This window comes from Dactylosporangium sp. NPDC051485 (assembly GCF_040682015.1).
GTDB lineage: Bacteria > Actinomycetota > Actinomycetes > Mycobacteriales > Micromonosporaceae > Dactylosporangium.
Window position 1 is genome coordinate 49,067 of the sequence record NZ_JBFAZW010000060.1, and the last position, 21,616, is coordinate 70,682.

At 72.2% G+C, this 21,616-nt stretch carries 22 protein-coding genes; 4 read left to right on the plus strand and 18 right to left on the minus strand.

Annotated elements, in window-relative coordinates:
• The first annotated feature begins 5 nt into the window (after window positions 1-5).
• Complete coding sequence (locus AB0M46_RS30050; protein ID WP_363341370.1) at window positions 6-1,589, plus strand: recombinase family protein; 1,584 nt, start codon at window positions 6-8, stop codon at window positions 1,587-1,589.
• A gap of 105 nt (window positions 1,590-1,694) precedes the next feature.
• Here AB0M46_RS30050 and AB0M46_RS30055 read toward each other — a convergent pair whose 3' ends face one another.
• The 5 genes from AB0M46_RS30055 to AB0M46_RS30075 form a co-directional block, all read right to left on the minus strand.
• Window positions 1,695-2,300, minus strand: coding sequence for a hypothetical protein (locus tag AB0M46_RS30055; RefSeq protein ID WP_363341371.1), 606 nt, complete (start codon window positions 2,298-2,300; stop codon window positions 1,695-1,697).
• A 322-nt stretch (window positions 2,301-2,622) separates the two neighbouring features.
• Window positions 2,623-2,829: a hypothetical protein gene (locus AB0M46_RS30060; RefSeq protein ID WP_363341373.1), complete on the minus strand. Its 207-nt coding sequence runs from the start codon at window positions 2,827-2,829 to the stop codon at window positions 2,623-2,625.
• 104 nt (window positions 2,830-2,933) lie between these two features.
• On the minus strand, window positions 2,934-3,911 hold the full coding sequence (locus AB0M46_RS30065; protein ID WP_363341375.1) for a replication-relaxation family protein: 978 nt from the start codon (window positions 3,909-3,911) through the stop codon (window positions 2,934-2,936).
• A gap of 1,121 nt (window positions 3,912-5,032) precedes the next feature.
• Window positions 5,033-5,353: a hypothetical protein gene (locus AB0M46_RS30070; protein WP_363341377.1), complete on the minus strand. Its 321-nt coding sequence runs from the start codon at window positions 5,351-5,353 to the stop codon at window positions 5,033-5,035.
• A 738-nt stretch (window positions 5,354-6,091) separates the two neighbouring features.
• A complete protein-coding gene (locus AB0M46_RS30075; protein ID WP_363341410.1) occupies window positions 6,092-6,907 on the minus strand; it encodes a replication-relaxation family protein in 816 nt (271 codons plus the stop codon).
• Between the two features lie 404 nt (window positions 6,908-7,311).
• Here AB0M46_RS30075 and AB0M46_RS30080 point away from each other — a divergent pair, with 404 nt between their 5' ends.
• A complete protein-coding gene (locus AB0M46_RS30080; RefSeq protein ID WP_363341379.1) occupies window positions 7,312-7,857 on the plus strand; it encodes a winged helix-turn-helix domain-containing protein in 546 nt (181 codons plus the stop codon).
• The gene (locus AB0M46_RS30085; RefSeq protein ID WP_363341412.1) at window positions 7,782-8,375 is read left to right on the plus strand and encodes a transposase; all 594 of its coding nucleotides are present in this window, start codon (window positions 7,782-7,784) and stop codon (window positions 8,373-8,375) included. Before AB0M46_RS30080 ends, AB0M46_RS30085 begins: the two co-directional genes overlap by 76 nt.
• A gap of 33 nt (window positions 8,376-8,408) precedes the next feature.
• Here AB0M46_RS30085 and AB0M46_RS30090 read toward each other — a convergent pair whose 3' ends face one another.
• The 3 genes from AB0M46_RS30090 to AB0M46_RS30100 form a co-directional block, all read right to left on the minus strand.
• Complete coding sequence (locus tag AB0M46_RS30090; protein WP_363341381.1) at window positions 8,409-8,768, minus strand: hypothetical protein; 360 nt, start codon at window positions 8,766-8,768, stop codon at window positions 8,409-8,411.
• 363 nt (window positions 8,769-9,131) lie between these two features.
• Window positions 9,132-10,586, minus strand: a complete 1,455-nt coding sequence (locus AB0M46_RS30095; protein WP_363341383.1) for a hypothetical protein — start codon at window positions 10,584-10,586, stop codon at window positions 9,132-9,134.
• Window positions 10,587-10,705: 119 nt separating this feature from the next.
• Complete coding sequence (locus tag AB0M46_RS30100; protein WP_363341385.1) at window positions 10,706-12,007, minus strand: hypothetical protein; 1,302 nt, start codon at window positions 12,005-12,007, stop codon at window positions 10,706-10,708.
• An 880-nt stretch (window positions 12,008-12,887) separates the two neighbouring features.
• Between AB0M46_RS30100 and AB0M46_RS30105 the strand changes: the two genes are divergently transcribed.
• Complete coding sequence (locus AB0M46_RS30105) at window positions 12,888-13,772, plus strand: hypothetical protein (protein ID WP_363341387.1); 885 nt, start codon at window positions 12,888-12,890, stop codon at window positions 13,770-13,772.
• A 34-nt stretch (window positions 13,773-13,806) separates the two neighbouring features.
• Here the strand turns inward: AB0M46_RS30105 and AB0M46_RS30110 are convergent, their stop codons facing one another.
• The 10 genes from AB0M46_RS30110 to AB0M46_RS30155 all read right to left on the minus strand — a co-directional run.
• Window positions 13,807-14,292 (minus strand): hypothetical protein, encoded by a 486-nt coding sequence (locus AB0M46_RS30110; RefSeq protein ID WP_363341389.1) that lies wholly within the window; start codon window positions 14,290-14,292, stop codon window positions 13,807-13,809.
• A gap of 109 nt (window positions 14,293-14,401) precedes the next feature.
• On the minus strand, window positions 14,402-15,058 hold the full coding sequence (locus tag AB0M46_RS30115) for a histidine phosphatase family protein (RefSeq protein WP_363341391.1): 657 nt from the start codon (window positions 15,056-15,058) through the stop codon (window positions 14,402-14,404).
• Window positions 15,055-15,417 carry a hypothetical protein gene (locus AB0M46_RS30120; protein WP_363341393.1) on the minus strand — a complete coding sequence of 121 codons (363 nt, stop codon included), beginning with the start codon at window positions 15,415-15,417 and terminating at the stop codon, window positions 15,055-15,057. Before AB0M46_RS30120 ends, AB0M46_RS30115 begins: the two co-directional genes overlap by 4 nt.
• Window positions 15,377-16,966, minus strand: a complete 1,590-nt coding sequence (locus AB0M46_RS30125; RefSeq protein ID WP_363341395.1) for an ARMT1-like domain-containing protein — start codon at window positions 16,964-16,966, stop codon at window positions 15,377-15,379. Before AB0M46_RS30125 ends, AB0M46_RS30120 begins: the two co-directional genes overlap by 41 nt.
• A complete protein-coding gene (locus AB0M46_RS30130) occupies window positions 16,959-17,921 on the minus strand; it encodes a hypothetical protein (protein WP_363341397.1) in 963 nt (320 codons plus the stop codon). The genes AB0M46_RS30125 and AB0M46_RS30130 overlap by 8 nt, the downstream gene beginning before the upstream one ends.
• The gene (locus tag AB0M46_RS30135; RefSeq protein ID WP_363341399.1) at window positions 17,915-18,757 is read right to left on the minus strand and encodes a hypothetical protein; all 843 of its coding nucleotides are present in this window, start codon (window positions 18,755-18,757) and stop codon (window positions 17,915-17,917) included. Before AB0M46_RS30135 ends, AB0M46_RS30130 begins: the two co-directional genes overlap by 7 nt.
• A 46-nt stretch (window positions 18,758-18,803) precedes the next feature.
• On the minus strand, window positions 18,804-19,535 hold the full coding sequence (locus AB0M46_RS30140; protein WP_363341401.1) for a hypothetical protein: 732 nt from the start codon (window positions 19,533-19,535) through the stop codon (window positions 18,804-18,806).
• Between the two features lie 112 nt (window positions 19,536-19,647).
• Window positions 19,648-20,142: a helix-turn-helix transcriptional regulator gene (locus AB0M46_RS30145; RefSeq protein ID WP_363341403.1), complete on the minus strand. Its 495-nt coding sequence runs from the start codon at window positions 20,140-20,142 to the stop codon at window positions 19,648-19,650.
• The gene (locus AB0M46_RS30150; RefSeq protein ID WP_363341405.1) at window positions 20,115-20,510 is read right to left on the minus strand and encodes a hypothetical protein; all 396 of its coding nucleotides are present in this window, start codon (window positions 20,508-20,510) and stop codon (window positions 20,115-20,117) included. The genes AB0M46_RS30145 and AB0M46_RS30150 overlap by 28 nt, the downstream gene beginning before the upstream one ends.
• Window positions 20,510-21,616: helix-turn-helix transcriptional regulator (locus AB0M46_RS30155; RefSeq protein ID WP_363341406.1), on the minus strand; the 1,107-nt coding region annotated here is incomplete at its 5' end. The genes AB0M46_RS30150 and AB0M46_RS30155, both read right to left, overlap by 1 nt.

Here is a 21,616-nt window from a genome sequence, read left to right on the forward strand (position 1 = left end):
TACCGATGGTACGGCAGGTCAAGCGGGTAGGGCAGCGGTCCCGGTTCGCCACGAAAGGCGAACTGCTGACGGGCGGCGCGGACGTGCGGGCGGCCCGGTACCAGCGGGCCAGCCAGGACAAGAAGGAACAGGGCAAGAGCGTCCACGATCAGGGCGTACTGAACACCGCCGAGATCACGCGGTACGGGTGGACGTGCCCGCCGTCGATGTCGTTCACGGACAACCACCGGTCCGCGTCCCGGCACGCGACGAAGACCCGTGAGGACTTCGAGCGGCTGATGGACGTGATCCGGGAGGGCAAGCTGGACGTGCTGGTCGTATGGGAGATCTCCCGCAACCAGCGCGACCTCGCCGTGTATGTGCAGATCCGCGACTTGTGCACGCAGGTCGGGATGTACTTCTGGCTGGTCGGCGGGGTGCTGTACGACCTGCGGGACAAGAACGACCGGATGATGCTCGGCTTTCAGGCGGTGCAGGCGGAGTGGCTGGCCGACTCGATCCGCGACAACGTGTTGCGCGGGATCGTCGGCGCCGCCGAGGCCGGCCGCCCGCACGGCAAGGTGACGTACGGGTTCCGGCGGGTCTACGACCAGCGGACCCGGGCGTTCCTGCGGCAGGAGGCCGACGACGAGCCCCGCACGGCGACCGCCCCGGAGACGGAGGCGGAGTCGACGTACACCCATGTGGGTGTGGTGCGGGACATCTACAAGAAGATCACCTCCGGGGTGCCGTTGATCACGATCGAGCAGCAGCTCAACGCCCGTGGTGTGCCGTCCCCGGAGGGCTCGACGTGGCGGCGGGGCGTGATCCGCAAGATGGCGCTCAACCCCGCCTACATCGGCAAGCGGGTGCTGCGCGGTGCGGTGGTCGGGGACGGGCAGTGGGACGGCTTGGTGGACGAGGAGACGTATTGGGCGGCCGTCCGCTTGCTGGAGGACCCGTCCCGGACGACGACGCGGGCGGGACGGGCCGTCCATCTGCTGTCCTACGTCGTCCGCTGCGGGGTCTGTGACGGGCCGCTGTCGATGACGAAGGTCAACCGGCACGGCTGGCAGGGCCAGGTGTACTCGTGCTTGAAGAAGCGGTGCGCGGCGGTGACCGCGGACGTCCTGGACGAGTTCGTGCAGCGGGCCGTGGTGGCGTGGCTGGCCCGTCCGGAGGTGTTCGCCGACCTGACCGCCGACGCGACCAGCGACGAGCAGGTGGCCCACGCCCGTGCGGAGGCGCAGCGGTTGCGGGCCGAGTTGGAGGAGTGGCGCAAGCTCGCCGAGCAAGGTGAGGTGACCGCGATCAGTTTCGCCCGTAGTGAGCGGGGGTTGCTGGCGCAGATCGAGGCGCATGAGGCGGCGGCGAAGGAGGCGGGTATCCCGCCGGTGCTGCGTGGCCGGATCGGCGAGGACGCGGTGACCGCGTGGGCCGCGCTCGGGGATGAGGTGGCGGTGAAGCGGGACATCATCAACACGGTGGCCGACGTCCGGCTGTTGCGGGCCGGGAAGGGCTCGCGGAAGCCGTTCGGGCGGCACCGGCTGGAGTGGATGTGGAAGTTCGGCACGTCGACCGACGTGGTGAGCGAGCCCGCCGCCGCGTAGCGCTGCGGGCCGCATGCAACTCGGGTCGTGACGGTGTTGAGCGGTTCCGCCTCGTGTTGTCCGGATACGTGATTCGCAAGGATCGGTTGCGCGCCTCGCGGTGCGTCAGTCGGCGCCGAGATCTTGGCGTGCCGCCATGATGAATGTGGCAGTTTGATCATCAGCGGGCTTCTGGTCGTACAGCAGATCAGCGGCGTCTTCGGCGGCGGTCACCACATGAAAGGGCGTGATGAGCCGGAGGTCGGCAAGCACGAGCTCTATCTTCCTTGTCGTTTCCCGCAGCCGGGCCTGAGCCGCGTCATGATCCTTTCTGGCCAGGTCATACATCATTGATACGCCGGCGTCTCGATGCCATCCGATTCGCCGGCGCTCATCGATCAGCTTTCGTTGACGTCGTTCGGCCCTGGCGGCAGCGGTGTCTGCCCAAGCCCGAATGGCCGGGTATTCGCCTGCGAGTGTGATGAACTCGCCGTAGGCTCGCCGCTTCTCGTCATGCATCAGCTTGCGACGCTCTTGCAGCCATGCCGACTCTCTAGCCTTGTCCGTCTCGGCCTGCTGCGCGTGTCTCACCCGTTCGTTCTCCTCGAACTGAGCACGCAATGTGCGCTCAGTCGTCGCGCGCTGGAGGCGTGCTCCAAGCCACGCAGCCGTCAAAGCCACGATGGAGCTGAGCACGGTGGCGGTGAGCGTCAACCACGCAGATGAAGACATGCATCAATGCTGCCTGGTGTCCGCAAGTGGTAGTCCATTCGATCTTGCTTGGACATGCCCGCCGAACGTCCAAGCGATGAGGGTTCACTCAGAACGTCGGGACGCCGGGTCGGCTGCGGGATGCCGACCCGGCGTCCGTTGGGTGCGGTGCCGGTTTTGGATGACGGTTCGTCGCCTGCGGCAACGAAGTGGGGCTCCGCCGCCCCACGCCCCGCGCTGCCGCACCGATCCGCGTCCTCGGCCCTGGCGGGCCTGCGGGCGCGGATCGCCTTGCCCTCGGCTTCCCCGGTGTTGCGGCCCGTCGTGGGGACCGATCGGTGCGCTACTGCCCGCCCGGGTCGGCGGGGTGGTTGGTCGGGTTGCGGGGTCGTGGCCGGCGTAGGCGCAGCAGCCGGGCGAGGGTGGCGCGTTGGTCTTCGCTCATCGGTCCGGCCTCGGCGGCGAGGGCCTGGATCTCGGCCTCGGTGGCGGGGTCGAGCAGCCGCCGGGCCATCCGCATCGTGCCGGGCGCGGTGTCCGGCCCCGTCACGGCGTCGGTGGCGTCCGGGACGGGCGGTCCGGGGTCCGTGTGTGCCTCGGCATCGTCAGCGGCGGCAGCGGGCCGCTTAGCGGGTCGACGCGGCCGGGGCGGGGTCATGTCCGGCCGCCGAGCGGGCGCAGGGTGGCGGGCCAGTCGAGGTGGTGCAGCCGTTCGGCGCGGGCGGGGCTGCCGGGGTGGGCGTCGATGGGTGGGTTGATCGGCCACCAGATTGCATCGGTGGGCCAGGCGCGCAGTTTGCTGTAGGAGGTGGTGGCGACCCGCGGCACCGGTGCGCCGGTCGGGGCGTAGCTGGCCCAGCGCTGGTGGAGCAGCGCTTCGCGGTTGTCGTTGACCATGACGAGCAGGATCACGTCGGTCTCGGCGGTCGCCCGGTGCACGCGCACGTGCTGTTCCACGGTGCCGACGAGGGTCCGCATCGGGTTGCGCACGTAGTCGCTGTAGAGCCAGAACGGCACGGTAGCGCCGCGTTGCCGCCACCGGCCGTGCGCGTCCGGGGCGAGCTGCCCGCCGCTGACCTCAGCGCACCGTTGCGGCCCCCACCACTGGTCCAGGCCACTGTCCGGCACGGTCAGGCTGCGCTGGTGCAGCGCGGCGAAGAACCCGTTGAACGCGAGCCGCCGCCGGATGTGCGGGCGGCGGTGCGGGTTGAACGAGCGGGTCCACGCCTCGAACCAGGCGTGCCGGTTGAGGATGTGTTCCACGCCGGCCCAGTAGGCGCCGCCCTGCCCGAGGGACCACACCCACCGTTTTCCGTCCGGCCACGCGTCCGGGGCCGGGTCGGGCAGCCCGGCGGGCGGGGCGTCGTCCAGGTCGTCACCGGGGAACCCGGCGGGGTGGGTGCCGGGATGCTCGTACTTGATCAACAACGCCCGGGTGGCAAGGTAGCGCAACCGCGGGAGCGCGTCGGCGGGCCGGTCGGCCCGCTCGAAGCACAGCGCGGCGAGTTGTTCGGTGCTGAACACGTCGTGTTCGGCGACGAGACGCACGATCCGTTCGTCCTGCTCGGTCAGCCGTTCGACCTCACCGGTGACGTTGATCGGGTGCGCTCGCACCTGTCGGGCCCGGCCCATCGGGTCTCCTCCTGTCGTTCGTGGACGGTTGGTGACCGGCCCCTGGCGTCCCCCGCCGCGACAGGGCCGATCGCCTCGACCGTGACACGGGGTGACGCCGCCCGGAAGGTGCCAGGACGTAACTCCGGTTGGCCAGCCCGCCCGCCGCCGGCCGAACCGCCACACCGGCGCCGCCGACCGTCGCGGCGGCCGACACCGCGACCCGTGCCGTCCTTCCCATCACGCTCATCGATGCGTCGTCCAGGGCTCCAACGCCATCACGCATGTCAATGGATGGGTCGGCAGGTGCACCCACCCTGCCAAGGCGTTCTAGCAGGTCAAAGGCCCACCCTCTTGGGTAGGCGGGGCTCCTGGGATATCGAAATGGGGCTCTACCTGCGAAAACACCTCTCGCATCCATCGGTACTCATCTTTTTCTGGCACACCACCTTGCATTACCAATGTCGTCCGGTGCGTTTCGCTCGCTCACGCTCGCGTGCAACGCCGCTGCCGCAGTCGCGAACCGCCCCCGAACTGCGCACTCCGCGTACGATGTCGACACCCCCACGCATCACCCGCCGTCGATGAGTGCCGCTGCCCGCGTAGCCGACGAAAGCCGCGAAGTGCGCGAAGTTCGCGAATGCTGATGTTCAATGATGTTCAACCGCGAAACGGGCCTGTGATCTGCGTAACGTGCGGGTCCGTGTACGCCGGTGTGGGGTAGGGTGGAAGGGTCCGCCGTCGCCCTGCTCCGCCCTGCGGATCGCCCGGCGCGCTCCCCAACGCCGCCCCTCCGGCAGTGACGGGTGACAGATGGAGCGGCTTCTCCCGGTTTCGTTGCCACGCGCGTTGCACGCGCGCACGCGCATGTCAAGAGACGGTTCTGCGGTTTGGCTCTACGCGCGCGTGGCCGCGCGTGGAGTGATTGATTGGTAGACCTGTCACTCCAGTCACTCTTCTCACCCTGAAGGGTGAAGGGGTCGCGGCGGCGCTCGTGGTGGGCTGGCAGCGGGTTGCCCGTGCTGGATACAGCCGTCAGCACGGGCAACCGGTCACGCCCCGGCGCAGCCCGCCCAGTGGCCGCGCCGGGGCGATGGGTGTAACCCTGTCACCTCGGTGATGCAAGGAACGTGCGATGCGGCTTACGCAGCACGGTCGCGCGGCCGGTTCAGGCGTAGGAGCCGGGCGAGGGTGGCGCGTTGGTCTTCGCTCATCGGTCCGGCCTCGGCGGCGAGGGCTTGGATCTCGTCCTCGGTGGCGAGATCGAGCAGGCGCCGCGCCATCGGCAGCGTGCCTCGCGCTGCCGGGTGGCCGGGGGTGTCACGGTACGGGTTGTCCGGGTCCGTGCCGTCGCTGCCGGTCGGCCGGGTCGGGTCGGTCGGCGGGGTGGCGCGCCGGGCGCCGCGGCGGGTCAGCCGCCGGTCAGGGATACGACCGGGCGTGTCGGGGTGGCTGGTAGCCATGTTCCTCCACTGTGGACGTTCAATGGGTTCGGGAGGGTTGTGACCATCGCGGTACTCCTTCGCGGAAATCGACGGTGTGTCGGAACGGTTGACGGACCCGCTACGGGTCGCGCCAGGATTTGGACGTGCTGGCAGCGGCCCGTACGACGACGCACGGACCGCACCACAGGGGTTCAGGGTTGGCACGTTCGTGCCGTTGCGTCCGGTTGGCCTACGGCGCCGGCCGCGCTTGGTGTTGCTGCGTTGGCGTGACCGTTGACGGCGTCCGGCCGCTGCCGAAACCCAAATCGGGAAATCGGCGTGATGGGGCGGCGGCGCCGCCTACCGTGAACGGTGTGGACTCGGCAACCACGCAGGCGGAGATCGCCACGGTACTGAACTTGGCGGAGGGATACCTCCAGGCGTCCCGGGCAATTCTGCAGTGCGTGGCGTCATGCGGGGCGGACGATGCCGCCCTCACCCGGGCGCATGCCGGACTTGACCAGCTCCAGGCGGCCATCGCACAGGGCCGCCGCCGGCTTGCCCCGGACCTACGAACGGCTATGCTGACCCGTGCGGCTGCGTCCGGGACGCGTCGCCCCGCAACGGCAGCGCTACGGGCTCACGTGGACGGCCTACCCGCCACGCCTCGCCCCCGGTGAGCGCGAGAGCAAGTTATAGCGTCCGGTTGCCGGAGCAAGTTATAGCGTCCTGTTCCAGGACGCGGTGACCGGGCGCGGTCACGGGTTGCCGGGCCGCTCACGCGGCCCGAGTTGCTGCGGCGGGCGCCGCCGGGAGTTGGGCGAGGCGGAGCCGGTGCGGATGGCCGACCGGCAGCCAGACCGGTCCGGCGGGGTGGGTGGTGTGCTCGCCGGCCATGGTGGCGACGAGCAGCCCGCCGGAGGCCACGGCCGGGTGGACGTGGAGCCGCTTGTGGAGTTCGGTTTCCTGCCGGGTGGTCTGCATCCGGATGAGTACCGGGTGGTTGAGCCCGGCCGCGCGGTGCAGGGCGTGGTACCCGTCGAGTTTCTCGGCGACGCGGCGGGCGGGTTCGCTGGCGCGGTCGTACTCCAGCCAGAACGACACGGTGTGGCTGTCTTCGGTCCACTTGCCGTGTCCGTCCGGGTGGGCCAGGTCTCCGCACACGTTGCGGCAGCGTCGTTCGGACCACCACACCCCGAGGCGGGCGCCGGGGGTGTGGCGGGCGTGCGCGGCCAGGTCTACGAAGAAGCCGTTGATGCCGAGCAGGTGCGCCAGCCGCGGACTGGCGGCGAGGCGGTTGACCCGATCGGCGACCGTGCCGGGTCGCGGGACCGGGCCGCCGTCGCGGTAGGCGATGTAGGCGGCGCCGATCCAGCCGAGCGCCCACCGCCAGGACTGCGAGCCGGGCCGCACCGCGTCGCGGAACCGGGCCAGCACGGCCCGGTTGGCGAGGAGGTTGAGGCGGTTGCGGGCGGTGTGGACGTTGTCGAAGCCGAGCGCGGCGACCTGTTCGGTGGTGAACACCTGGTGTTGATGGAGGAGGTCGAGGAGCCATCGGTCGCGGGGCATGAGCCGCCGTAGTTCGCTGGCCACGTCGGGCACGGAGGTGCCGGGGTGGCGCCCTGTGGGGTTGGGGTGATGCCCGTGCGGGCTGTTGGTTGTGGTCATGGAGACCAGTCACCTTTCGGAGGGGGACGCTGGCAGGCCGGTTGACCTGCACTGTGAGCGGTATGGAGGTCGGAGCCTCAGGTATGGGCTCGACTCCGGGGAGCCGCCGGGGAGTGCCCGAGGGAGGCTCCGGGTCGAACACCGGCCCAACCGGCGCCGGTCACCGCCGAACCGCGACCGTGTGAGTGGGCGCCGGTCGGGTGTGACAGCGGCGCCGGTTGGGCCGAGGTCAGGGGTTTACCGACGTTTCGGTATCGGGGTCTGACGCTTGGTCGTTCGCGTGAGCCTGGTGGTGCATGTGCTGTGCTGGTCGGGGTATCCGACTGGGTATGAGGTATGGCGATGGTGGCGGGGTCGACGCCCGCGGCCGTGCCCGCCGGGAGGTGGTGCGCGGGCAGGCGGCGGGGATGTTCGCCGGCGGGATGAGCGCGGTGCAGGTCGCGGCGGTGTTGGAGGTCTCGACGAAGTCGGCGTATGCATGGCGGCGGGCCTGGGCCGGTGGTGGGCAGGACGCCCTCGCTTCGCGCGGTGCGCCGGGCCCGCGGCGGCGGCTGTCGCAGGCGTTGCAGCAGCGGCTGCTGCAGGTGTTGCGGGACGGGCCGGCGGCGGCCGGCTGGGACGAGGAACAGTATTGGACCCTGGCCCGGGTTCGCACGCTGATCGGGCGGATGTTCCACATCACGGTGGCCACGAGCACGGTGTGGCGGTTGCTGCGCCGGGCTGGATGGCGCCCGCAGCAGCCGATCGCGCGGGCTGCCGAGCGTGACGAGCAGGCCATCGCCCGGTGGCGGCGGTATCAGTGGCCTGCGGTAAAAGGGTCGCGCGCAGGCTGGGCGCGTGGATCTGCTTCGCCGACGAGTCCGGCATCTCGCTGAGACCGGCCAGGGCCCGGACCTGGGCCCCGCGAGGACAGACCCCGGTGGTGCGCGTCGCCGGGCGCGGTGGACGGAAGGTGTCGCTGGCCGGGGTCGTCGCCTACCGCTCGGGGCGCCGGCCCCGGATGCTGCACCGGATGCTGGTCCACCGTGGCCGCAGAGGCGAGCCGAAGGGCTTCGGCGAGGACCACCTCGCTGCGCTGCTCGACGCCACGCATCAGCAGTTGGGCGGCCCGATCGTGGTGATCTGGGACGGGCTGCCCGCGCACAGGTCCGCGAAGATGCACCGGTTGATCGCCGCCCGGCCGTGGCTGCGCGTCTACCGGCTGCCTGGTTACGCCCCGGAGCTGAACCCGACCGAGAACCTGTGGTCAAGCTGCAAACGCGCGATGGCCAACCTCACCGCCGGCACCATCGACGACCTTGTCCGGACCACCCGTAACCGGCTCAAGCGCATGCAGTACAGGCCAGCCCTGACCGACGGATTCCTCGCGGCCACCGGTCTTTCCCCACCATGAACCGAACACGGCCCAGACCCCGATACCGAAACGTCAGTAGTCGTCGTTGAGCAGTTGGGCGGTTGCGGCCACGGCGGCACTTCGGCCGGTCGCGGCGTGCAGGTCGCTCAGGTGGTCACGTTCGACGTCGAGGAGGTTCAGCCCGGACACGACGACCACGCCGACACGGCCGGTCGTCGTGGCCGCCTCGGTCCAGCCGGGCGGCAGGACGAGGGGGCCGTCCCACAGCGGGCAGTCGTCGCCGTCGAGGACCGCCATCCGACCGCCGGGGCCGAGCCGGACCGCGAGCCCTTCCACGTTCGGCATCGGCCCGTCGAGGCCGTCCAGGAGCTCGAAGCCGACCCCGAGGAGCCCGGCGGTGATCCGGTTGATCGTCTCTCCGCCGTCGGTCACGCGCAGCGCGGCGAGGCGGGGGGCCGATGAGCACGACCGCGGCCGGGTCGTCGTCGTTGGGGCGCAGCCAGGCTTGCGCCGGCCACACCGAGCCCGGGTCGTCCCCGATCGGTGTGTCGGTGGTGAGCAGTTCCGATGCCTGGCAGTGCTCGTGGGCGTAGCGGACCACCGCCGCGCCCCGGCCGTGGTCGGGCAGGTACGCCACCACCGACGCCCGGTCGGTTGGGGTGAGCGTGCCGGGTTGCCCGCACGCGGTGCAGACGAACCCGGCATCCGCCGCGTCGAACGCGGCGAGGATCGCGTCTTCGCTGCCGAGGAGTTCGGCGACCTCGGGGGCGATGTTCAGGACGAGCTGTCGCATGGTCAGTTCCTTGTCTTGGATCGGGTGGGCGGCCGGAGTCGGGCCGCTGGAGGGGGCGCCACGTCCGGTCCTGCGGACGGCAGATCATCGGGCGTGGTCGCGGCGGGCGGCAGGTGCCCGCTGGTTGGGTCGGTTGGGTGGTTGGGGGCGCCGGTTGGCGTCCCGGTTGGGTCAGTTGGGTTGACGGCCGGGCCGGTGCGGGCGGCGGGGCCGAGGCGCCGCGCCTCGGCCAGGGCCGCCCGGTCGGCCAGAGATAGGCCGCGCGCTCTGGCCGCGCGGCGCAGTTCGGCGGCGCGGCCGGGGACCGGCGGGGGTGCCGGTCGGGTGGTGAGGCTGAACGGTTCGCTGTCGCGGCCGTCGATGACGAGGCGGCACACGATGCCGTAGGCGTCGCGGCGCATCAGGTCTTCGGCCTCGAAGTACGGCGCGACGTGATGGGCCAGGTCCCGTGCGTCCTTCGGGGGTAGGGAGAAGAAGACCTTGTTGCGGGCGTTCGCGTCGATCGCGGCCAGCATCGACGCGGACAGCTGCCCGAGGTGCTGGTGGGCGAGGGTCAGCGACAGGTGCAGCGCCCGCGCCGTGGCGAGGGCGTTGTCGACCCCGACCGGCAGGTGCAGGAACGTGTGTGCCTCATCCAGAATCAGCGAGGCGTCGAGGCGGTCCGCCTCCGGGAGGTCGGCACGGCCGTTGGCCGCGTTGAGCAACGCCGCGAGCAGCAGCGACCCGACCAGGCGCACCGTGTCCTCACCGAGCGTCGGCGGCAGCCGCACGAGCAGAACGCCGCCGTCCAGCACCTCCGACAGCCGGAAGGTGGAGGCGCCCACGCCGAACAGTTCCGCGGCGAATCGCCGGGACAGCACCGCCCGCAGTTTGGACAGCAGCGGCCCGGCCTGCACCGACGCAGCCGCCGGGGACAGTTCGTCGTACCAGGCCCAGAACGCGGCCAGGGCCGCCGACTCGACCGGGTCAGCCCGCCGGCGAACCAGTCCCAGGACCCGCCGCCGGTATACCGCGTCGGCGAGCAACGTGGGCAGGTCGGCGAGGGTCGCGCCGGGCAGGTGCGCCAGGGTCAGCACCGCGTGGCGGGCCAGGTCGTCCGTGCGTGGTCCCCAGTACTGCGCCCAGACCTTGGCCATCACCCCGACGAGCTGATCGGCGACGCTCTCCGGGTCGTCGCCCAGGTCGAACAGGTTCAGCGCGGGCGGCGCCTCCTTCTCGTCCGGGTCGATGACCACGAGGCGCCCGGCGACGCCGGGCGGCAACCGGTCGAGGAGGTCCCGGATGCAGTCGCCTTTCGGGTCGAACACGGCCAGGCCGCGCCCGGCCCGCGCATCGGCGATGGCGACGTTGAGCAGCAGGGTTGTCTTGCCGGTGCCGGTCGGCCCCGGCACGTGCACGTGGTGCCGGGCGTCTTCTGGGGCGAGGCCGATCAGGACCGGTTCGCCGATCGGTGCCACCCCGAGGGCTTTGACTGCCCGGCGTCGTGGCGCATCCGGCGGGACGATGCGTAGCCGGGCGGGGCCGCGCCGGGCCGCAGCCGTTGCGGTCGGGTCGGGTCGTGGGGGATGTCGGGTGGTCATACCGCCTCCGGGAAATCGTCGTCAGGGTCGTTGTCCGTGTCGTTGGTGTCCGGGTCGATGTCCGGCCCGGGGCTGGAGTCGGTCCAGCCGTGGCGGGTCCAGCCGCGTTCGGGAGCGGCCCGCCGCGCCCCGCCGGGTACGGCCCGGTGCATCGCGGAGGTGGCGAACCCGTACAGCGCCGGATCGGGCGGCAGGTGCGCGAGCACCCCGAGTTCGGCGGCCGAGACCAGCAGCCACTCACCGCGGCGGGCCTGCCGCAGCGCCGCCGCCGTGCGGGCACGGGCCAGGCGGACCGGGCGTAGCCACCGCGACGTTTCGCCGTAGCCGTCCGCGACCGACCGGGCCGCCGTCCGCGCCACAACGGGCCGGGCGCCGGCCGCGAAGACCCGCACCGTGGCGAGCAGGTGCGGCCGGTCGCGGTGCTTGGCGCGGGCCTCGGCCATCGCCTCCCGCTCGATCGGGTCCGGCGCCTCCCGCCGCGCCGCACCAGCCCGCGACGAGCCGCCCCGGGACGAGCCCGGCGACAGCACCGCCTCCACCACGGCCAGGGCCGCGCGCACGATGGTTTGCAGCAGCCACAGCAACCCGTCGCCGGCGGCCGCTGCACCGCCCCGACCAGCCCGGACCGGATGGCGGGCCGCCGCCGCGAGGCGGGCGACCCGACTACCGGGTGCGGGCCGGACCAGGACTTGCAGCAGCAGCCGCCCGACCTGATCGGTGCCCGGGTCGGCGAGCGCGGACCACACCATTCCCAAGTCGGGATCGGCGCCCACGCCCCGCCGCATGCCGGTGCGCGGACTCGGGTCGTCGACCAGCCACCCGGTTTCCGGATGGAACGTGTCCGAGGCCAACCGCACCCCGGCCACCGCCCGCCCATCGTCCAGCACGGGCGGGTCGATGCGCCGGACGGTGGCGCCGGGCCAGGCCCGGCCGACCTCAGCCGCGACGACCTTCGGCGGCACCCAGCCGGGCAGCCACAACCCGGCCGTCAACGTGCGCCCGTCCGCGTACACCTCGAACGCGAGCGGCGGACGCGCGAGGGACCACCGGCCGCCCCGCGCCCGCAGCGCGAGACCGGCCAGGCGCCGCCACACCAAGGGCCAGCGGGCCGCGTCGACCGACCGGGGCGGCGTGATCGCCACCCAGTAGCCGGCCGCCGCCGCCCGCCGCCACAGCGCCCGCAGCGTCAACCGCACGGCGACAGTGACGACAACGGCGGCGAGGACGAGCAGCGGCGCCCACGGCCACCACAGCGCCCACGGCCACCACAGCGCCCCGGCCGCATGCCACCACGCCACCAGATGCGCTGGAAACCTGGTGGCCCACTGGGCAAGACTGTCCGGCCACGTAAGAGGGGAGCCCGCCCAACCGGACGGACCATCGGTGATGATCGTTCCTGCGATCGGTTCCATGACGTGCATGTGCCTCCTTGATACGACCGACCCGCCCACGGCGGGCGAGGATCGGCATTCGGATGTGGAGCCCGCCCCGCGCATGGGGGTGCCGGTGCTCCGGAGAGCGGGCACACCGGCAGCCCTGCCGGCTGTGCCCGTGGGTCCACGCCGCACCCGGCGCGTTCGTCCCCTACATAGGGAATACAGATTGATCTTGCAATTTTGCTAAGCGCAGGTCAGAGCGCCTGCGCGTGTGCCCGATCCGGGGCAAAAGCCGGTTTGGGCAATACCTCCGAGTGAACGCCCAGCCAGGTGAACGGCGCCTATTCGGGCCTACCTACTGCATGGGAAGCTGGCGCGACCGAACTTGCCGTCTCGCCGCAGAAAATCTTGAACAGAGCCGATCCGCCCGCCGGTCGCCTGGGGCGCGGGGCGTTCACGTAATCCATGGGAAGGCGGCCGGGCCGGAGTTGCCGTCTCGGGGCAAAGAATCTTGGTCGGTGCCGCGTAGGCTCGTGGTCACGGTCGGCTCGACGCCGGGAGGTGTCCGGGTCGTCTGCGGTTGGGTGGAGCGGAGCGCGCGGGGGCGCGGGGGGCCGTTCGCGCGCAATAGCGTGGCTCCCCGCCCACATGTTCCGTACGCTTGTTCGATGTCCCGGCGGTGTCCGCAGCACGCCGGGAGACCCGCGCACCGGTCGACGGGGACCGGTGTCACCATCCGCCGCAAGGCGGTCCCGGCGTGTCCCGCAACAGCCAACCTGTGCCGTTGGGAGGACACGAGCCCGTGCGTACCCCGCGCCCGCCGTCGTCACCGCCGGACACGCCCAACCCCGGCGTGCCCGCGCGGAACACCACCCTGCCCGACACCCCGGCCGAGCCGATCGCGTCGAAGCCCGACCTGTCGATGCTCGGCCAGATCGAACGTGCCGCGATCACCCTGTTGACCGTCACCATCCCGTCCACCGTGCTCTACCCGCACCGGCCGATGACGCCCCTCGTCATGCTCGACTTCCGCGAGCCGCTGGTGCGCGGCAAACTGCCGCAGGAGCGCAAGGACGCTGCGTGGCGGCACCTCGCCGGCCTGGCCCGCACCGAGCGCGGCGAATGGAACCTGTACGCGTTGGGCACGGCGCACCCGTTGCTGCGCAGCCAGGCCAACAAGCTGCGGGACCCGCTCAGCGGCGCGGACAAGCGGGAACGGCACTTGGCCATCGCCCGGGAGTTCCTGTTCGCCCTGCACCGCCTGGACCTGTCCGGCGCGTACGTGTTCAACCGCCTCGTTGACGCCGCCTACACCCATGCGTCCGGACGCAAACGCCGGCCGCGGGTGTGGGTCGACCTGGACACCGCCGTCAACGGCCACGCACCGGCCGCCGGCAGCGACGACCCGGCGGACAGCATCCTGAACGACCAGGTCACGCCCCGCCAACTTCTGGAGGAGCTGATCAGCAAGGTCAACGCGGCGCCGGGACGGCAGCGGATCACCGACGTGCAGGCCGCGCTGCTCATCCACACCTACCTGGACGGTGAGCGGCTGCGTGATGTCGGGGCGGCGTACGGGCTGAGCGAGCCCAGCGCTTCCAAGCAGCGCCGCCGCGCGGCCAGCACGATCGCCCGGTTGATGGGCCGCCCCGACCTGGCCGAGCAGGCGCGCACCGTGCGCCGTTGAACGCGGAGCGTTCGGCGTGTCCGGCGGTGCCGGTTTAGGCGTCCGGCGGCAGGGTGCCCGCGTCGATGGCGCTCTGCCGGTCGCCGAACGCCCTGAGGAGCCGCACGTGCAGCGTGGACAGCGCGTCGCGGGCCTCGGGGCTGTCGTCGTATACGGCCAGGCACTGCCCGTCCATGTCGTCCAGGCAGACCAGCACCGGCGCGGCGAACGGCTCGAACGGCACGACCAAGCTCCAGTCGTCCATGCTGTCCGCGATGCAGTGGATCACCAGCACCACGCCGCCGCGTCCGGCGAACCGCTGGTACTGCGCGCCCATCCCGATCAGCGATGGCGCCTGGTCGAACGCGATGTGCGCGTCAATCGCGGAGGGCCACCGGACCCGGACCGCCGCCCCGGCGACGACGTCACCCAGCGTGCCGGGCGGGTCGTTCGGGTTGGGGTGGGCCAGGACCCGGCCGAGGCGTTCGGCCAGCTTGCGGCGCCGCTGCTCGATCGCATGCCAGCGGTCGGGGTCAGGCACTGCCGGCCCCGCTCCGGATGCCGGCCGTCCGGCAACACCGCGCGTCACCCTCACAGCTTGACACCAGCACCCCGCCCGGCGCGAGCCATGTGCGGCCGTCGCCGCACGGTCAAGTCGCTGTGATCGCCGCAGGAGCCGGCGTGCACGGTTGGTTGTGCCGCACGAGGGTCCACCGTTGCCAGGGTGGCGCGATGCCGGGCCACTCGCTGGTGGCCTGCCAGAGGCTGCACGCGGCGTGGTCGAAAGCGAGCTTGAGCCGCCCCAGCCCGGCCACGCCGAGGAGGTGGTGCAGCATCGCGGTCAGCGTCTCGGTGTGCCCGACGACGACGATCCGGCCGCCGGGGTGCAGCTCGAGGATGCGGCCGAGCGCGACGGTCGCCCGGTCGAGGTAGGCGCACCACGCCTCGCCGCCCGGCGCGGCGGGCCGGGTCGCGTTGTGCGGGTCCGCTGGCCATATGCCGCGCGCCTGCGGCCACGGCACGCCCTCGGCCGCACCCGGATCAGGGACCCGCAACCCCGGTTCGGCGATGACTGCCAGGCCGAGCCGGGCGGCGATGACCTTCGCGGTGTCGGCCGCCCGGCGGGTGGTGGAGGCGTGCACCGCACGGACCGGGCCGGTGCTGGCAAGCCATGCTGCGGTTGCGGCGGCTTGGGCGGTGCCGGTGTCGGTCAGCCCGGTGCAGGCGGGTCCGGCAATGGTGCCGGTGTCGTTGCAGTGGGCGTGGCCGTGCCGGATGAGCAGCAGCTCTGACCGTGGGTGCGTCATGACGGTTCGGGGATGAACCCGTCATCGCGGTACCGGGCGTGATGGTGCCCGACCGAGGCGCGGACCTGCTCCAGGACGCCGTAGTGGTGGGCGATGCCGACCGCCGCGCGCAGCACGTCTTCCACCTCCTTGACCAGGTTGGCCAGGTCGGGCGGGCCGTGCTTGGCGTGTTTGACGCCCATGCCCTCGGCGTGGTTCACGGCGGCGGCCAGTTCGCCGGCCTCCTCGGCGAGGCGGGAGACGCGCTCGAACGGGCCGTTGTGGGTCGGGAACCGCCGATCGAGGGCGGCGACCAGTTCGGCGAGCTGGGTGAACGTGTCAGCGGGCCGGAGCGGCGTGGTCAGTGGGTCGGGGTGCATAGGTGCTGTCTCCCAGGGTGATGATCTCGGCGGCGGCGGGCAGCAGGTGCCGCAGGGTTGACGGTAGAGCGGCGGCGTGCGGCACGAGCCGGTCATGGACCAGGCGTAGCTCCGCGGTTGCCGCTCGACGGTAGCGGGCCTTGACCTGCGACCAGATGCTGACGAGCCGGTGCAGATCCGCCGCCAGGCTGAGCGGGTCGCCGCTGGTGGCGTGCCGGTGATGGTCGGCCACGGTCGTGTGGCACGCGGCGATGGGCCGCCCGGAGGGCAGGGTGGTGGTGCGGGTGGCGCGGCCGTGGAAGCCCCACCAGGGCCATTCGCCCGCGTCGGCACCGAACACCGCCAGGGGCGCCGTGCTGCTGTCCAGGCCGGATTGGGACTCGGTGAACGGCCGGACGACCACGTACGCGGTGTAGATAGGGGCGGCGACGTTGCCGGAGAACATCTCGTGGACCCGGCCACCTTTGCACACCATGACGTCGCACCGCTCGATCGCGCCGATGAGTGTCGGGTGCAGCTTCGTCGGGTTCGCCGTGGCCATCCGCGGCCCCCGGTCGCTCACGACGAGCCGGCCGCCGCCGGTCGCGGCACGCAGCCGAGCGAACGGGGTCAGGCGCAGCAGCCGCACCACATCGGCGGTGCAGGCGTCGTTGTCGTACCGGCCGCGTTTCGGGACCACCGTCACGTGCAGGTGCGGGTTCACAGCGATCAGCCGTTGGACGAGCAGCAGGTCAAACCCGGTTTCGATAAGGTCGTCGAGCCACCACACCAACCGAGCCGGACCGGCGCTCACCGTGTCGAGCAGACCGTCGAGGTGATCAACTGCCGGGTTGGTGTCGGCGTAGCCACGCAGCCCCGCCCATACCTCGGCCAGCGGCAACGGCCCGACCGTACGCCCATGTGGGCCCACGGCCGGCAGCGGCAGCGGCCGGCACCGCAGCGAACCGCCTTTGCGGTCCAGGCCGACCAGCCCGGCGGCTACCGCGACGCGGGCGAGCTGGGCGGTGTCGAGCCGGTCCAGGCGGTCCGCGAGCCGGACCAGGAACTGAGCGAGGAACACCCGGCCGTCGAAGTTGAATCGGTCCGCCGGGGCACTGTTGGGCATGGTCGGGTCACTGAACAGGCACCAGGCCGCCACCCGGTCCACCAGGTACGGGACTTCCTGGTTCCACAGCGACTCCGCCACGATGCCGTCGCCGTGCGGGTGCTCCAGGACTCGCCGGACTTCACCGAGGACGTGCGCGGCGGCGGCGATGGCGAACGATCCGGTCAGCGCGGCTGTGAGCCGCCGCTGCACGAGGTCGGCCAGCCACGCCTCACCGTCGCGTTCGCCGGCCTCCAGCCAGGCCGGGCCGGTCATCCGCTCGGCCACGGTGAAGCTGTCCGGCTGATAGGTGTCGGTGACCAGGATGCGCCGCACCTGGTCCGGGTCGGGCCGGTCGGTGCCCAGCAGGTACGGCCACCACTGCCCCCACGCCAGGGCGTCTACATGCCGCCAGCCCTCCGGCGGCAGGAGCTCCCGCGTCCGGCTCGTGGCGTCGTTACGCATCGGCGTACACCCCAAGGTCGGCGTGCAGGTCCGCGTCTTCGACGTCGGCCGGCCAGAACAGCGGATGCTCGGCGGTGCCCAGGTCGTGTTCGGTGAACGCGTACATGTCCACGACGAACAGCCGCCCGTCCGGGCGGATGCCGTACTGCAACCCGCGCCGCGTCTCCGGCGTCGGCTTGTACCGGCCGCCGCCGACCGTGGACAAATCGACCGCCCCGGCCACCGGGCTCGGCGCGCCGGTCGCGTTGCCCAGGTCGTAGATCGGTTTGAACCGCACCATGCTGTGGTCGTCACACGCCGTCTCCGCCGTGGCGCGGGACAGCCCGGCCCGTACCAGCACCGCCACCACCAAGGCCCGGATGTCGACGAGGCGGTCCGGGGTGGTCTTGACGTTGATCCGGAACCGGCGCCCGCCCGGGTCCTCGGCGCGGGTGCTCGGCAGCCCCCACAGCCGGGAGAGAGCCGCGACGTCCCACGCCAGGTCCGGGATGTAGCGCGGCGAGTCCCACGACCGGTCCGCGTGCGTGATCGTCAACTTCACCTGCGACACCAGATCCGGCGCGTCGCCGAACGCGGTCAACGCCCGCCGGGCCATCGGACTGGCCTCACTGCCGTTGGTCACCACGTACAGGCCCTGCCCCAACTGCGCACGCCACAGGGCCGCGACGTCCGCGCACGTGGCCACGTCCCCGCCCGGCAACCGGGTCACATAGTCCAGGGGGTCACTGATCCGCCAGCAGTGCACGACCCGGCCCGCCGCCCCGACGCCGGGCCGCAGCCCGAGGCGCCGCCGGGTGGCGGCGACCCCGGCGACCCGCGCCGCCAAATCCGGATACGGGGCGCGTTGCACCGGGGCCCGGTCCCCGAACGCGGGGCAGTGCGCGCACCCGCGGGCGCAATGGTCGATCGCCAGAACGAACCCGAGGTTGGACACGATCTCAGCGAAGGTCAGCATGACGCTCCCATCCGGGGCAGCTCAGCCGGTGCGGTGTGGTAGGCCAGCCGGTCCCGCCACCGCTGCCGCGACACCTCGGCGGCGTTGGTCAACGTCGGACAGATCCAGGTCACCCACGGCTGGTACTGCCGCACCGTCGCGGTGAGCGCGGCGACCGCCGCCGTGGCCGCGCCGTTGTCGGCGGCGAGGTAGCAGCAGCAGACCCGGCACGCCGCGTCCGCCACGGCGGTCACGGCCTGGACACACTGCCCCGGGTCGGTGCACGCGTCCTCGTCCGGGCAGCACAGCATCAGGTCGTAACGGCGCTGGTGCGTCGCGTCGTACAGGTCCAGGCCCCACGCGGCCAGACACGCGCTCGCCGTGCTCGCGTCCTTGCGCTGCACGATCCGCGCAGCCTCCGCCCGCGTGACCGTGCCGCCGAGCAGCCGCCGCACCCGGTCCGCCCGCACCGCCGCCGACGCGGCGAGACGGATCACCAGCGCATCGTTGTACGGGCTGAGCAGCAGCGGCACCGACCCCGCCGACTCCACCACCACGCCGCCCGGACGGTCGGTCACCGAGCGGAGCACCGCCAGATCGGCGAGGCGGTCCGTGCCGCCGTCGCGCAGCAGCCCGGCCGCCGGGTCGCACAGCCACGACCGCAGCCGGGTCACCTTGTCCGGCACCACCTCGGCGAGCATCGGCAGCAACACCGCCGACCCCGCCACCCGGCGCAGACCCGCACCGGCCAGCACGTCAACCAGCGTCGACTTGCCCGCCGCCGTCCAACCGGTCACCACCACCAGCGGCCCAACGGACCCGTCACCGGCCACCGGCCCGCCGGACGCCGCCGTCATCACCGCCACCTCGCAACGCCGGTGCCGCCCAGGTACGTCGCAGATGTCATGTCGCCCCATCCCGTTCGTCATCGCGGCTGATCGCCGCAGCGGAAACACCAGCCGCCGACGCGAGCGGCGCGCCGCAAACGGCCGACGTCCGCATACCGCGGATGATGTAGAAACCGAGGTCAGCGTCTCGCTCGGCACCGAGGACAGCCCGGAACCCGGCCCGGGTCGCCGCTGCCGGCCATCGATGGCGGCCGGCCTCCAACTTCCACACGGCGTTGCGGTCCAGCGCAGACGCGCGGCCGGTGCTGGCCTGCACTGCCGCGTTTACCGCGTCAGCCAGTTCCTGCCGCGACATCGACCGTCCCGGCCGCGATCGGGACTGCGTAGCCAGCCGAGCAAGCCGCAACAGCTCGTTCGGGATGCACGTCGAAGCCGGCGAGCCATCGTCAGGCGCGGCGGCAGCACGGTCGTCCGCCGCCGCATCCGCGCCAGCCGCTGACGTGACCACCGGCGTCGTCGCGGCGGCTTCCGCCGGCCGGGCGGCGCGTGCACCGCGGAGCCGCAACGCTTCCGCCGCGCCCCGCTCGGTCAGTTCGAAGTGCCGAAAGCCGCGCGCTCCCTGGATCGCCTTCAGCCCCTGGACCAGCCTTGCCGCGCGCAGCGCGTACAGGTCGGCCACCGGAAAGGGACGCTCCGCAATCCATGCGTAGTTCTGCTTCACATGCAGGTTCTGCGGACCCGCCATCGCCAACAACAGGTGCACCTGCGTCTCGGTCAGGCTCAGCACGCGACCGCCCCCGCCCGGCCGTCTGATCGGCACGGCACCCGCAGTGCTCCGAGGCCCGCCGTCCCAACGGCCAGCCGCCGCGCGGCACCGGCGCCACGGTCGCTCATCGTGCTCACCGCTCATCACGACGTCGCCGCCGCCCGGCCAAGGAGTAGACCCGCGCCCCGCCCCCGTTGTCCGCCGCGTCACCGACGACCGGCACGCCGTCAATCTCGGCGGCGATCGTCAGCCGCACCACCACCGGCCGAGGTTCCGGCACCGGAGGGGGTTGCGGGACCGGCGGCGGAGACGCTGAGGGGGCGGGAGTGAGGGCCGGTTCGGCGGCGAGGTGTTCGGCGTAGGCCAGCAACCGCACCAACACGCCGCCCGCATCCAGCACCGCATCACACGCGCCGATCAGCTCGGCTGTGGCCGTGCGCTGCGCCTTCTCCACCTTGCACAGCAAACTTGCGCCGACGAAGACCCGCCCGGCCAATTCCGCCAGCGACAGCCCCCGCCGCTCGCGCCAGGACCGCAACTCCGCCCCGAGAAAGTGCCGGGGCGACGCGTACGGACTCAACGCAGCCGGTCGCGGCGCCATCACGACCACCCCGATGTGGCGGGCCACGGCCCGATCTGATGGCCCGGCCAGGAGTTGGCGGCCGAGGGCATCGGCAGCCCGCCTGCAACGCGGCTAGGAGCGGGGATCGGTGCGAGTCCGAGGCGTGCGCGTGCCGCATCCGGCATGTGCAGGCCGCCCGCGATGCGGACGAACACGTCGTGCGCCATGACCCGGCGGCGACCGTGAATGAGGGCACTGACGCAGCTCTGCGCCATGCCGGCCGCGATGCCGATCCGGGTCTGACTGGCGCCGCCGTACCGCTGCACCAACCGGAACAACGCCCCCATGTCGCGGGCCGTGAGCGCCGCGCACACGTCGTCGCGGCACCAGAACTCCGCTGACAGATAGATGGGTTCGAGGGCATCGGTCGGCATCAGCGCCGCCCCCGGCGTTCCGCCAGCGAGTACACCCGCGCGCCCGCCGCCGGATCGGTGTCTGCCGCCTCCGCGGGACCGGCCGCCACCACCACCCGCACCGGCACCCCGCCCGCGCCCGTCCGGTCGCCGACCTCGATCGTCACCGTGGCGCCCGCCGACACCACCACCTGCACTGCCGGCCAGCCGTCCCGCGCCTGCGCAGCGCCCACGCCGAGATCGGCACGGCCCGGTCCCGCCGGGCTGTTGCCGTCCCCGGCGTGGTGCGGCACTAGGGCGGCGTGTGCACCGACGATGGCGGCGTGCTGCTCGTCCCGGTAGCGGTCTGCCAGGTCGGCCGCCGCGTCAGCGGCAGCCAGCAACGCCCCGCCCGCGCCGGTCGCCTCGTCACACGAATGCCAGAACCCCCGCCGGGCGCTGTCCAGGCCGACCTCCACATTCGCCACCGTGCTGCGCGCCCAACCCACCCGCGCGGCCAACTCGTGCTGCGTCAGCCTCGCTCGGCCCCGCCACCCGGCCAGCGCCCGGCCCGCCGCCCGGCGTGCTTCGATCACGTCGTCCCACACCACCGCCCCTTCCTCGCCCACCGGCAGCGCCGTGGAGGTGGTCGGGGCGGGTGGGCCGGGTACCGCGTCGGTCGGGGCGGGGGCCGGGTGCGGCTTCTCGCTGATCAGCTCGAACCACAGCAGGTCGCCGGGGATGTGCAGGTGCCGGGCGACGAACATCAACCAGTCCAGATGCCGTTGCGCCGGGCCGGTTTCGATCCGGCTGATCTGTGCCTGCGTCACCTGGAGCCATTCGCCGAGGACCGATTGCGGCAGCGGCGCCGTGCCATGCCACGGGTGCTGCCGGTAGGCCCGCATCGCCTTGCCCATGTGCCGCGCCTTCAGGGCCTCGGCCAGCGGCGGATGCGACCAGAACTCCGCCGGCACCTGCGGCGGCGCGGCGTACCGCTGCCACTGCGCCGACTCACACGGGCTGCACAGCGGACCGGTCCGGTCCCGGGCCAGTCGCGTCCCGCACCGGCACAGCCGTACCGGCACGCTCGCCGCAGCAGACGACGCGGCCAGCCCCGGCGCCGTCGTTGATCGGTTCACAGTCCTGAA

Excerpts from the sequence above, each read along its gene's own strand:
- AB0M46_RS30050 (WP_363341370.1), top strand. The coding sequence starts at position 6 with ATGGTACGGCAGGTCAAGCGGGTAGGGCAGCGGTCCCGGTTCGCCACG.
- AB0M46_RS30130 (WP_363341397.1), bottom strand. The coding sequence starts at position 17,921 with ATGCTGACCTTCGCTGAGATCGTGTCCAACCTCGGGTTCGTTCTGGCG.
- AB0M46_RS30065 (WP_363341375.1), bottom strand. The coding sequence starts at position 3,911 with ATGGGCCGGGCCCGACAGGTGCGAGCGCACCCGATCAACGTCACCGGT.
- AB0M46_RS30150 (WP_363341405.1), bottom strand. The coding sequence starts at position 20,510 with ATGCCGACCGATGCCCTCGAACCCATCTATCTGTCAGCGGAGTTCTGG.
- AB0M46_RS30080 (WP_363341379.1), top strand. The coding sequence starts at position 7,312 with ATGAGGTATGGCGATGGTGGCGGGGTCGACGCCCGCGGCCGTGCCCGC.
- AB0M46_RS30115 (WP_363341391.1), bottom strand. The coding sequence starts at position 15,058 with ATGACGCACCCACGGTCAGAGCTGCTGCTCATCCGGCACGGCCACGCC.
- AB0M46_RS30120 (WP_363341393.1), bottom strand. The coding sequence starts at position 15,417 with ATGCACCCCGACCCACTGACCACGCCGCTCCGGCCCGCTGACACGTTC.
- AB0M46_RS30070 (WP_363341377.1), bottom strand. The coding sequence starts at position 5,353 with ATGGCTACCAGCCACCCCGACACGCCCGGTCGTATCCCTGACCGGCGG.
- AB0M46_RS30135 (WP_363341399.1), bottom strand. The coding sequence starts at position 18,757 with ATGACGGCGGCGTCCGGCGGGCCGGTGGCCGGTGACGGGTCCGTTGGG.
- AB0M46_RS30125 (WP_363341395.1), bottom strand. The coding sequence starts at position 16,966 with ATGCGTAACGACGCCACGAGCCGGACGCGGGAGCTCCTGCCGCCGGAG.
- AB0M46_RS30055 (WP_363341371.1), bottom strand. The coding sequence starts at position 2,300 with ATGTCTTCATCTGCGTGGTTGACGCTCACCGCCACCGTGCTCAGCTCC.